General features: G+C 69.0%; 8 protein-coding genes. 4 read left to right on the forward strand and 4 right to left on the reverse strand.

Annotated elements, in window-relative coordinates:
• Window positions 1–21: 21 nt before the first annotated feature.
• The 4 genes from V1227_RS04755 to pabB form a co-directional block, all read right to left on the reverse strand.
• On the reverse strand, window positions 22–1,806 hold the full coding sequence (locus tag V1227_RS04755) for an ABC transporter ATP-binding protein (RefSeq protein WP_329791233.1): 1,785 nt from the start codon (window positions 1,804–1,806) through the stop codon (window positions 22–24).
• Complete coding sequence (locus V1227_RS04760) at window positions 1,803–3,482, reverse strand: ABC transporter ATP-binding protein (RefSeq protein WP_329791234.1); 1,680 nt, start codon at window positions 3,480–3,482, stop codon at window positions 1,803–1,805. The genes V1227_RS04755 and V1227_RS04760 overlap by 4 nt, the downstream gene beginning before the upstream one ends.
• A 217-nt stretch (window positions 3,483–3,699) precedes the next feature.
• Window positions 3,700–5,163, reverse strand: coding sequence for a 4-hydroxyphenylacetate 3-hydroxylase family protein (locus V1227_RS04765; protein ID WP_329791235.1), 1,464 nt, complete (start codon window positions 5,161–5,163; stop codon window positions 3,700–3,702).
• A complete protein-coding gene (gene pabB, locus V1227_RS04770; RefSeq protein ID WP_329793960.1) occupies window positions 5,160–7,058 on the reverse strand; it encodes an aminodeoxychorismate synthase component I in 1,899 nt (632 codons plus the stop codon). Before pabB ends, V1227_RS04765 begins: the two co-directional genes overlap by 4 nt.
• A 456-nt stretch (window positions 7,059–7,514) precedes the next feature.
• Between pabB and V1227_RS04775 the strand changes: the two genes are divergently transcribed.
• The 4 genes from V1227_RS04775 to V1227_RS04790 are packed head-to-tail and all read left to right on the forward strand — an operon-like array spanning window position 7,515 to window position 11,713.
• The gene (locus tag V1227_RS04775; RefSeq protein ID WP_329791236.1) at window positions 7,515–8,417 is read left to right on the forward strand and encodes a thiamine pyrophosphate-dependent dehydrogenase E1 component subunit alpha; all 903 of its coding nucleotides are present in this window, start codon (window positions 7,515–7,517) and stop codon (window positions 8,415–8,417) included.
• Window positions 8,414–8,644: an acyl carrier protein gene (locus V1227_RS04780; protein ID WP_329791237.1), complete on the forward strand. Its 231-nt coding sequence runs from the start codon at window positions 8,414–8,416 to the stop codon at window positions 8,642–8,644. Before V1227_RS04775 ends, V1227_RS04780 begins: the two co-directional genes overlap by 4 nt.
• On the forward strand, window positions 8,641–10,689 hold the full coding sequence (locus tag V1227_RS04785) for a 2-oxo acid dehydrogenase subunit E2 (protein ID WP_329791238.1): 2,049 nt from the start codon (window positions 8,641–8,643) through the stop codon (window positions 10,687–10,689). Before V1227_RS04780 ends, V1227_RS04785 begins: the two co-directional genes overlap by 4 nt.
• A gap of 13 nt (window positions 10,690–10,702) precedes the next feature.
• Window positions 10,703–11,713 carry a 3-oxoacyl-ACP synthase III family protein gene (locus tag V1227_RS04790; protein WP_329791239.1) on the forward strand — a complete coding sequence of 337 codons (1,011 nt, stop codon included), beginning with the start codon at window positions 10,703–10,705 and terminating at the stop codon, window positions 11,711–11,713.
• Window positions 11,714–11,724: the final 11 nt, after the last annotated feature.

Consider the following 11,724-nt stretch of genomic DNA (forward strand, 5'->3'; position numbering starts at 1 on the left):
GGGCCCACCCACGGGCCGTTCTCACTCCTTGCGCCGCCCGTAGCGCGAACGCAGCTCCGGCGAGTTCGCCAGCAGCTCGGCGAACGTGCCCCGGGCCTCGATCCGGCCGTCCTTCATCAGCAGCACCTGGTCGGCCCTCTCCATCACCGCCGGCCGGTGCGACACCGCCAGGCAGGTCGCACCCGTGGCGAAGACGCGCTGCCACAGCTCCCGTTCTGTCTCGACGTCGAGAGCGCTCGACAGGTCGTCCATCACGAGCAGTTCGGGCTCGCGGGCGAACATGCGCGCCGCCGCCGTCCGCTGGACCTGCCCACCCGACAGCCGTACGCCCCGCACCCCGATCTCGGTCTCCAGGCCCTCGTCGAACTGCTCGAGGTCCGGCTCCATCACGGCCGTGTGCACGGCGCGTTCGAGCCTGCCGTCGTCGGGCAGGCCCAGCAGGACGTTCTCCCGGATCGTCCCCGACAGCAGCGCCGGGTTCTGCGGTGTGTACGCCACCCGAGGCGGAACGAAGAACTCGCCGGGGGAGTCCACCGCCTTGCCGTTCCACAGGACCTCACCGGCCTGTCGCTCGTACAGGCCCAGAACCGCCCGCAGCAGCGTCGTCTTGCCCGACCCGACCTCGCCGGTCACCACGGTCACCGTTCCCGCGCGCAGCTCGAGCGAGACGTCCCGCACGCCCTGGGTCGAGTCGGGGAACACGTGGCTCAGCGAGCGGATCTCCAGGGACCGGAAAGGCTCTTGGACCGGCGCCGGAACAGGCGCCGGCGGCGGGTCTTCGCGCAGGTGCAACTCGGCGCGGTCGACCAGGCTCATCGGCGGTGCGCCTCGAAGCAACGACACCGCACGGGAGAACGCCACCCCGGACTGCTGGTACGTGCGCACCAGATAGCCCATGAACCCGGTGTAGTCCGACACCTGCATCAGGTAGGTGGAGAACAGCACGAAGTCACCGATCGTGAACTCGCCGGTACGCATCTGCCCAGCGGCCACCAGCAGCGTCAACCCGGCACCGAGGCTCGCCGTCGAGTTGAACACCGAGTCCAGTGCGAGGCTCTGCACCTTGTCCCGGATCATCGCGCGCTTGCGCAGGGCGTTGTGCTCCCGCAACCGGGCCACGACCTGCTGTTCCTTGTGGGCGGCCTTGATTCCCCGCACGGCCACGACGATCTCGCCGATCGTGCCGGTCACCTGGGCGGTGGCGGCACGGCTCTGCTCGCGGATCTTGTACGCCTTGGCTCGGGCCAGCTGCGCCAAGGCGAGCACGAGCGCCAACGGCACCATTACCACCAGCGTGATCTGCACGTCCACCGACAGCAGGATGATCAGCCCGCCGCCCGCGAAGATCAGCGCCGACAGCATGTCGAAGCCCCAGCCACCCATCATCGCGATGGCGTCGCTGTCGTCGCGCACCGTCGACACCGTCTCGCCCACCGAGCCCGAGGTCGCACTGGCTCCCGGACGGCGGAAGATGCGGTGCAACATGTTGTGCTGCACGAGTCCTCGGGCTCGCAGGTACCAGCCGGCCCAGGCGACGGTGGCGCCGAGGATCGCCACGCTGCGAGCGAGACCCGCCGCCACCACGATCGCGACCACCGTCCAGACCGTGAAGCCGAGCGTGGCGCGTCCCTCCAGGACGTCGAACAGCGCCTTGCCCAGCAAGCCGGGCAACAACGGCCAGAGGTGGAACACCATCCACCCGAGCGCGGCCAGCAGGTAGCGCCACGGGCTGTAGGCGATCAACCGCGCGAGGAACTTCAGGGTGGGCGGAGCCGCTGTCTTCACGGCGTCGGTCTTGGCGCTCACCTGGTCACCTCCCCAACGCGGTGCAGCGCGGCCAGGTGCGATGCGGGATCGGCGAGCAGCTCGAGCGTCGCGCCCCGCTCCAGGACCGTCCCGCGGTCGAGCACCAGCACCTGGTCCGCCCTGCGGATGGTGTCCAGCCGATGCGCGATGATGATCACCGTCCTCCCGGCGAGCAGCCGGTCCAGGGCCCGCTCCACCATCGCCTCCGTGGCCAGGTCGAGCTTGCTCGACGGTTCGTCCAGGATCACCAGCCCCGGGTCCTTGAGGAACACGCGAGCCAGGTTGATCAGTTGTGCCTGTCCCGACGACAGGGCTTTCGGTGAGATCGGCGACGACAGCCCGTCCGGTAGGCCGTCCAGCCACGGCCGGAGCTCGAGCGCCTCCAGGATCTCCAGCAGGCGCTCGTCCGGCACCGCGGGGTCGAAGAACGTCAGGTTCTCCCGCAGCGTCGCCTCGAACACGTGAACGTCCTGCGTCACGAACCCGCACTGCGACCGCAGCGACGACAACGACAACGACCGCGCGTCCATCCCGTCGAGCAGCACCCTGCCGTGCACCGGGTCGTACATCCTGAACAACAGATGCGCGATCGTGCTCTTGCCCGCGCCCGTACGGCCCACCAGCCCCAGCGTGGTGCCCGGCTCCAAGCGGAACGACAGGTCGTCGAGCACCTTCTTGCGTTCCACCTCCCCGTCCTCGCCGGTGCCGGTGTACTCGAACCCGACGTGGTCGAACTCGACTGACAGCGGGCCTGCGGGAAGCGCTTTCTCCCCGTCGACCAGCTTGGAGGAGAACCCGAACATCTCGGAGATGCGCCGGATCGCCGCCTTGGCCTGCTGCAGGCCCTGCACCTGTTCGCGCAGGACCTCGATCGGGGTGTTGAGCATGGTGGCGAAGGCGACCACGAGGTACGTGTTCGCCAGGGAGATCTCGCCGTTCTGGTAGAAGAAACCGCCGTAGCCGAAAGCGAACGCGGTGCTGGCGGTGAACACCAGCGACATCACGATCCAAATCGTGCTGCTCCACGCCTCGGCTCGGACCTTGACCGGCAGCCATGAACGCAACCGGCGGTGGAACCGGTTCATGGCGTGTTGCGTCGCCGCTGAGGACCGCAGGTCCTCCGTCGCGCGGATCGACTCGCTGACGTAGCCGATCAGCTGGGCGCTCTGCTCCCTGTCGTCCTCCCACTTGGCGGTGGCCTTCGCGGTCACCTTGCTCAGCAGGAAGAACCCGACGACGTTGATCGCGGCGAAGGTCAGGCCGATGCGCCAGTCGACGACGGTCATCGCGATGATGAGGCCCAGCACCAGCAGGGCGTTGCCGACCAGCTGGACGATCAGGCTGGAGAAGAACTCGGCGACCTGGTTCACGTCACCGTCGATGCGCTCGATCAGCTCGCCGGGTGAGCGGGACTCGTGGAAGGTCAGGTCCAGGTCGAGAACGTGAGCGGAGAGGTCTTCCCTCACCGCGTTGGTCGCCGTCCACGACACGCGTTCGCTCGCGTAGGCGGCGATGACCCTCGTGATCTGACGCAGTGCCGCGACCCCGAGGAAGATCAGTGCGATGGTGATCAGGGTCTGCTCGGCGAGACCCAGTTGGATGGACTCGATGAACCGCGCGACGATGAGCGGTTCGGCTATCTCCAGGGTGATCGAGGTGACCAGCAGCAACGCCATGGCCAGAACGCTTCCGCGCTGCGGCCCGAGGTATGAGCGCAGAAGGCGCCACGGCGTCGTGGGGGACGCCGACTTCACAGCCCCGTTCCCCTCACGGCGCCTGCGGCGTGGTGAAGCGGTGTTGGTGGAAACATGGGTGTCCCGTCAGTACGTGGTGGGTTTGATCAATCGGACTATAGCGGTCCGTTATCAACCGATTACTGCCCGCATGACCGGTTCACCGTTCGACGAGGTCATAGCCGTCCAGACACTTGCCGGCCAGCGCCGCGCACGCCTCGGTGTCACTCTCACGGACGATCGCGGGCAGGTAGACGTGCGGTGAACCGTGGTAGAAGCGCTCGTACTGGTCGTGCCGCCCGGCGAACTCACTGCCCAGCGCGTCCCACGCGAGCTTGAACAGCTTGATGCGCCGCTCCGAGTCGTGCCCCGGCGAGCGCACGTACTTGCCCAGCAGACCGGCGACCTCCGGCTGCAGCAGATCGCGGTACGAGGACGGCAGCTGGATGAGCCCGCCACCCGCCAGCAGCTTGATCTCGTTGAGCACCTTGGGGTACAGCTCGGGGCCGATGGCCAGCTGTGCGTGCGCGATCTCCCGGTTGGGCATCACGCCCTCGCCGTCCGGCACGGGTTCGCAGTTCTCCTCCATCGCCACGACGAGCGCCTTGGCGGTGTTGAGCCATGCCATGAGCTTTCCGATCTGCATCCGGACGGGAGGCAGGTCGTAGGTGTTGTTCGCGCGCGCGATGAGGATCGCGATACCTGTCAGGAACTCGAGCTTGGTCCAGAACCGGGTGGCACCGTGGTGGATGAACGACAGGAACGCCGGCGTCTTCCAGAACTGGTGGTGGCACACCTCGGGATCGCGGTAGGCGAATACCCGCTCCCAGGGCACGAACACGTTGTCGTACACCACGAGTGCGTCGTTCTCGTCGAAGCGCGAGGACAGCGGGTAGTCGAACACGCTGCCGGCCTTCGCCTCGTAGGAGGCGCGGCTGATGAACCGCACACCCGGCGAGGACACCGGCACCGAGAAGCTCAGGGCGTAGTCGGCTTCGGACGGGGCCATCCTCTGCGTGACTCCCACGAAGATCTCGTCACCGAGCGCCGCCGCGGTGCCGATCATCTTCGCGCCGCGCACGACGATGCCACCGTCGCGTTCCTGCACCACGCGCAGGTACAGGTCGTCCTCCTCCTGCTCGGACGGTGCCTTCGTGCGGTCGATCTGAGGGTTGACGAGGGTGTGCGCCTGGTACAGGTCGCCCTCGGCCATCCTCCGCCAATGCGCGAGCATGTTGGCCGAGCCGTCGAACGAGGCGCCCTCGAGGATGCCGGGCGCGGCGGCGAAACCCGCGACCGCCGAGGCCATGTAGTCCGGTGAACGGCCCAGGAAACCGAAGCTGGCCTCCGACCACTGCTTGAAGGCCTTTCCCTTGGCGCGCAGCTCATCGCGGGTGAGGGGGATCTGGTAGGCGCGCGACACCGGTTCGTCGAACCCTTGCAGCGCAACGGTCAGGGCCTCGGAGTGCAAGGGCTCGTGCGTCATGTCGTACAGATCCGCGATGGAACGCACCGACCGCCGGAACGCGGGATGCGTGGTGAGGTCTTCCACGCGCTCGCCGTCGAGCCAGATCTCGCGGCCGTCCCTCAAGGCCTGGAGGTAGTCCTTGCCGGTCCTCGTCACGTCGCTGTCCTCCGGGAATCGGTCGCGGGAATCTGTCCGGCGAGACCGCGCAACGGCGTCCGCGCCTTGAGCAACATCTCCTCGAACTCCTCGTCGGGCACGGAGTCGAGGACGATCGCACCGCCCGCGCCGACGGTGAGCGTGCCCGCGTGCGCGACCGCCGTCCTGATCACGATGTTCAGGTCTGCCGTACCGGTGCGGGAGAGGAACCCGAGCGCGCCGGAGTACACACCGCGGGCGGTGACCTCCAGCTGGTCGATGATCTCCATCGTGCGCAGCTTCGGCGCCCCGGTCATCGAGCCGCCGGGGAAGCACGCCCGCACGCAGTCGATCAGGTCGACATCCGGGCTCAGCCTGCCGCGCACGGTGGACACCAGCTGGTGCACCGTCGTGTAGCTCTCCACCGCCATGAACCTCGGCACGTGCACCGAACCCACCTCGCACACCCGTCCCAGGTCGTTGCGCAGCAGGTCGACGATCATGAGGTTCTCGGCGAAGACCTTGGGGTCGCTGGTCAACCGCGCACGGTGCTCCTCGTCGCGCACGGGATCCGGATCGCGGGACGTGGTGCCCTTGATCGGCTTGGCCTCCACGGTGCCGTCACGGCCGACGCGCAGGAACCGCTCCGGCGACGAGCACAGCACCGACATCTCACCCAGCCGCAGGAACGCCGCGTACGGGGCGGGGTTGGCGCGGCGCTGCGCGAGGTAGAGGTGCAGCGGGTCCGCGTCGGGGGCCGCCAGCCTGCTCTGCGTGGTCAGGCAGATCTCGTAGCTCTCGCCCGCGCGCAACTGCCGCCGGCACTCGTCGATGTCGGCGAGGTAGCCGTCGCGCTCGCGCAGCAGGCCTGCCTCGGGGTCGAGGCCCGCCTCGTCGTGCTCCCCGCTGTCGAGGGCGCCGAGCCGGTCGAGCACCAGCTCGGCCTCGTCGAGCCAGGTCTCGACGTCCTCGCCGGACCGCGTGAGGGCCAGCAGGTGGGTCGTGTGCTCCTCGTGGTCGACGACGACGAGGCGGGTCGCGGACAACCACATCGCGTCGGGGGTGTCGGCTGTGTGCCGGTTGTGCGAGCCCAGCTCTGCCTTGAGCTCGTAGCCCAGGTAGCCGACGTATCCGCCCATCAGGTCGAACGGGACGTCGGGCGGGTTGAGCACCGGTTCGGCAAGCCGCTCACGCAGTGCGTCGAACACCGAGGTCGCCGATGTCCCCGTGCCATCGGAGGTGAGCACCGACAGACCCGTACCGAGCCGGTAGGTCAGCACCTCCGCGTCGCGCCCGTCCGGAGCGCCCAGGAACGAGAACCGCGACAGGCCGGCGTCCACGCGGCTGCTGTCCAGCCAGAACGCGTGTCGACGGTCGGAGAACAGGGCGACGAACGCCGCCGCGGTGTCCACCTCCCGGTCCAGCCGCCGGTGCACCGCCCGCCAGCCCACGCGCGGCTTCCCGGGCGCCGCGGGCGACGCCGGCCGGTGGACGCTGATCGGCTTGGACGCCGCACGCTCCACGCCACGGCCTCGTTCCGCGGAGACCTTGCCCGCGAGCCGGCCGAAGTTCTCCACGATCCGTGCGCCGTGCTCCGAGGAGATCGACTCCGGGTGGAACTGCACTCCCCACAACGGCCGCGTGCGGTGCCGCAGTCCCATGAGCACACCGTCCTCCGCCCACGCCGTGGCCACGACATCGGGCGGAAGATGGTCCGCAGGCACGCACAACGAGTGGTAGCGAACCGCCACGAACTCCTGCGGCACCCCGTCGAACAGGTCCTCGCCGGTGTGACGCACCCTCGTGAGGTGCCCGTGCCTGGGTGCGGGGGCCTCGACCACCTCCGCTCCCGCGAGCAGCCCGATGGCCTGGTGTCCCAGGCAGACGCCGAGCAGGGGAACAGTCGTGTTCTCGATGACCGCGCGGGCGGCGCCGAGGTCCCGGTCCCTGCCGGGGTGCCCCGGTCCGGGGAGACGACGACAGCGTCGAAGTCCTCGACGTCGAGCACACCGAGGCGGGGATCGTCATTGGTCAGCACCACCGGTGACATCTCGAACACCCCTGCCATGAGCTGGAACAGGTTGTAGGTGTAAGAGTCATGGTTGTCGATGAGCAGTGTGCGCATGCATCTCCCCATTGTCGACCACGGCGCGACGTGGCACCGAGTGGTGTCGGCACATTGTCAGTAAATGGCGCTTCCGCAAGGCCGGTCAATGCCCGGAGACCGGCGTGAGAGCAGGTCAAGAGTGCGGAACCAGGTGGATACCGAGGTGAGAACCAGGTCCGTTAAGGTCGGGTGCGCACTGTGTTGTTGCAATTCTCTGCGCATTTGAGGAGTGGTGACGGCATGACCGCCGATCAATGGGGGACGGGTGTCTATTTCTGATGAGGACCTGACGTCGCTGATCGGGATCAGGCATTTCGAATCAGCTCTGCTGCGCATGTTCGGCGCGGGTGAGTTGAACGGCACCACGCACACGTGCCTCGGCCAGGAGCACGTCCCCGTCGCTCTCGCGCCGCTGCTGCACGCGGACTTCGTGCTGAGCAACCACCGCGGGCACGGGCACTACCTCGCCCGCTACCGCGACCCCGAGGGTCTGCTCGCCGAGATCATGGGCCGTGAAGGTGCCGTCTGCTCGGGTGTCGGCGGCAGCCAGCACGTCCACCGCGACGGCTTCCTCTCCACCGGCGTGCAGGGGCAGAGCGTGCCGCTGGCGGTCGGCATCGCCTTGCGGTTCAAGCAGTCCGGGCAACAGCGGATCGCCGCCGCGTTCATCGGGGACGGGACCTGGGGCGAGGGAGCGGTGTACGAAGGGCTCAACATGGCGGCGCTGTGGCAGGTGCCCGTCCTGGTCGTGGTGGAACACAACGGGATCGCGCAGTCCACGCCGACCGAGCTCCAGCTCGCCGGCACGATCGGCGCCCGCGCCGCGGCGTTCGGCGTCGACTTCACCGAGGTGACCTCCCAGGACGTCGACGAGGTGAGGGCCCTGGTGCGGCCCGTGGTCGAACGCGTCCGCCGCGAACACCGTCCCGCCGTCGTGCAGTTCGCCGTCAACCGGCTCGGACCGCACAGCAAAGGCGACGACACCCGCACCGCCGACGAGATCGAGGCCCTGCGGCAGCACGACTGGTACGAGCGGCTCGCAGCCTCGCTCGGGCAGCGGTTCCACACCATCGACGACAGGGAACGTGCCGAGGTCGAGCGGGTCGTGGATCGGGTGCGCTCCCGTCCTGCCGCCACGTGGGCGGCGCTGACGGGAGCATCCCGATGACCGCATTGATCTCCCTGGTGGCCGACGTGCTGCGGGTGCCGTCCACCGAGGTGGACTGGGACACCGGTACGTCGACGTCGGCGGCGTGGACGAGCCTGCGGCACGTGGAGCTCGTCATGCGCGTCGAACGCGAGTACGGCATCAAGCTGACGGCACGGGAGGCGAGGACCTGCCGTTCGGTGCGCCGCCTGCACGACGTCCTCGTGGAGAAGGGGGTGCAGGTGTGACCACGCCCGAACCGCGGGTCGTCGAAGCTCTCAACCGGGCACTGCACCGGCTGTTCGCCGAACGTCCCGGCCTCCACCTGCTGGGCGAGGACGTCCTCGACCCCTACGGCGGCGCCTTCAAGGTGACCAAGGGCCTGTCCACCGCCCACCCCGACCGCGTGCTGAGCACACCGCTGAGCGAGGCCGGCATCGCCGGGGTCGCCGCAGGACTGGCGCTGGCGGGCGGCGAGGTGGTGCTGGAGGTGATGTTCGGCGATTTCGCCGCACTCATGTTCGACCAGGTCCTCAACCTGATCTCGAAGTCCGTCACCATGTACGGCCACGTCGTGCCGATGCCGGTGGTGCTGCGGTGCCCGGTCGGGGGTGGGCGCGGGTACGGGCCCACCCACAGCCAGAGCGTGCAGAAGCACTTCCTCGGAATTCCCAACCTGGCGTTGTACGAGACCACGCCGTTCCACGACCCGCACGTCCTGCTGACGCACGCGCTGGACGAAGGTCCGGCCGTGCTCTTCGAGGACAAGGTCCTCTACACGCGGCGCATGTTCACCGGCGACGACCTCTTCCGCGTGACGACCACCGGTCCCTCACCGGGCTGGGCGCACGTGACAGGTCCGGGACCGGCGGACGTCGTGCTGCTGTGCCCCGGTGGCGTCGCCCACCGCGCTCTCGCCGCCGCACGCACCCTGCTGGACCAAGGGGTGCACCTGCACCTGCTCGTGCCGGGGCGGCTGCACCCGCTCGACCTGGACGACGTCCTGCCGCTGCTGCGGCAACCACGGCTGGTCGCCGTGGCCGAGGAGAGCACCGCGGGCGGCACGTGGGGCGCCGAGGTGGCCGCGCAACTGCACGAACGGCTCTGGCACGACCTGTCCGCGCCGGTGCTGAGGTTGTCCTCGAAGGACTCGATCATCCCGTCGTCCCGGCATCTCGAGGACCAGGTCCTGCTCGGCGAGCACGACATCGTCAGTGGAGTCCTCGGAGCGCTCCGGTCGCCCGTCCGCACGCACGTGGCGGAGAAGCCGGCCGCCGCGTCCACCGGTGTCGCACGACCGGCGGCGACCATCACCGCGCCGAAGCTCAACAACAACGACGAGACCTACCTCGTCCTCGCCTGGCTCGTGCAGGACGGCGACGAGGTCGAGCCGAGCACGCCGCTCGTGGAGCTGGAGACCTCCAAGGCGGTGGAGGTGGTCGAAGCCGGCGTGACGGGTCGCGTGCGGCTGCTGGTCCAGGAAAACACCGAAATCGGCGTCGGTGCCGTCCTGGCGGAAGTGGTGGACGCCGACGCACCAGAGCCACCCGCTACCACCGCGAACCCCACCGTCGTCGCGGCCGAACCCGCCACGGCACCGGCGGACGCCAGAACCCACGTGCTGAGCAGAGCTCAGCGCGGCACCGCGGCCGTTGTCACCCGCGCGCATCGCGAGGTGCCGGCCGCGTTCACCGCCGTCGAGGTCGTGGTCGACGTGCTCACCGACCGCCTGCGCCGGTACTCCGACGACAGCGGTGCCCAAGTCGGCCTCCCGGAGGCGGTCGTCAAGGCCGTCGCCGGCGCACACCCCGACTTCGCCCACCTGTTCGGCACCCTGACCGGTGACCACGTGGTCAGCCTTCCGGACGCGCCGCACGTGGCCGTGACAATGGATGTGGGCAACGGCCTCTACACGCCCGTGGTCCGCGACTGCGGCCAACGGTCGATCGCCGACATCGCGGACGATCTGATGGACTTGCGGATGAAGGCCTACCGCGGTGAGTTCACCGCCGGTGAGCTCACCGGCGGCACCATCACCGTCTCGCTGAACCTCGACGAAGGCGTCCTGCTCGTCCAGCCGATCGTGATGTGGCCGCAGGTCTGCATGGTGTCGGTCAGCGGACCCCGGGCGAGTATCGCGATCGAGGACGGTGTGCCGGTGCGGCGCAGCGTCGTGACCCTCGGGCTCGCCTACGACCACCGGGTGGTCAACGGCCGTGACGCGGCAGCGTTCCTGCGGGCGGTCGCCGAGTCGCTCAGCGATCCGCAGCGCCTGGACAAGCTCGTCGAGTGAACGGGGAGTGACCGTGGATTACGGCTTGGTCGCGTTCGGCACCGCGCTCGGCGAAAGGGTGGCGGTCAAGGACATCGTCGTCGACCGCACCGAAGACGTCGAGCGCGTGCTCGGTTACGGCTACGACTACCTGCACCTGGCGCCGCACGACGTCGGGGTCACCGATCTCGCCGCGGAAGCGGCGGCGAACGCGTTGGCGGCAGCCGGCATCGCACCGTCCGAAGTGGACCTGGTGGTGCTGGCGCTCACGGACCTGGCGGAGTACCTCTACTGGGACGCCGCGGCGGCGGTGCAGGCCCGGCTGGGCGCGCGGCACGCGGAAGCGGTGCTGGTCGACCAGGGGTGCGTTGGCGGGGTGACCGCTCTCGACACCCTCGCCGGCCGCTTCGCCACCCGTCCCGAACACCGCGTCGCCGTCGTGATCGGCGCGAACCGGACCGCGGACGCCTACTGGAACCGGCTGGACACGCACTCGCTGCTGTTCTCCGACGGCGCCGTCGCAGCCGTGGCGGTCCGCGGCGCGGACACCTTCCGCTGGCGTGCTTCCCACGCCGAGTCGGACGGCCGGTACGCCGACTTCTTCCGCATGGACGTCGGTGGTGCCGCCGCGCCGTTCTCGCAGGGCGCCGCGACGCCGCGGGCCCGCGACGCATGGGACGTCATGGAGCACTTCGGGTACGACTCGGCCAAGGTCAACGACTTCGCAGACGAGATCGACAACCGCACGGCCCGGTCGGTCCACCGCGTCTGCAAGCGCCTCGGACGGTTGGAGGAGGATCTCGCCTGGTTGTTCCTGCTCAACGACAACACCCGCGTGCTGACGGCGCAGGCGGACCTCGTCGGTGTGCCCCTCAGTCGCACCAACCACCGGCTGGCCGTCGAGCACGGCCACTTCGGCGCCGCCGACCACCTGTTCGCGCTGTCGTGGCTGCACGACTCCGGAGAGGCGCGGTCCGGTGACCTCGTGTGCCTCGCCGCCAACGGACGTGGGATGCACTGGGCGAGCACGATCCTCGAACGCTGACCCACACGCCG

Origin of the sequence: Lentzea sp. DG1S-22 (assembly GCF_036321065.1) — a bacterium.
Lineage (GTDB): Bacteria > Actinomycetota > Actinomycetes > Mycobacteriales > Pseudonocardiaceae > Lentzea > Lentzea jiangxiensis.

What these genes read in the sequence shown, in the direction of transcription:
- V1227_RS04760 (WP_329791234.1), bottom strand. Translation starts at nt 3,482, where the DNA reads ATGGCGTTGCTGCTGGTCACCTCGATCACCCTGGAGATAGCCGAACCG.
- V1227_RS04780 (WP_329791237.1), top strand. Translation starts at nt 8,414, where the DNA reads ATGACCGCATTGATCTCCCTGGTGGCCGACGTGCTGCGGGTGCCGTCC.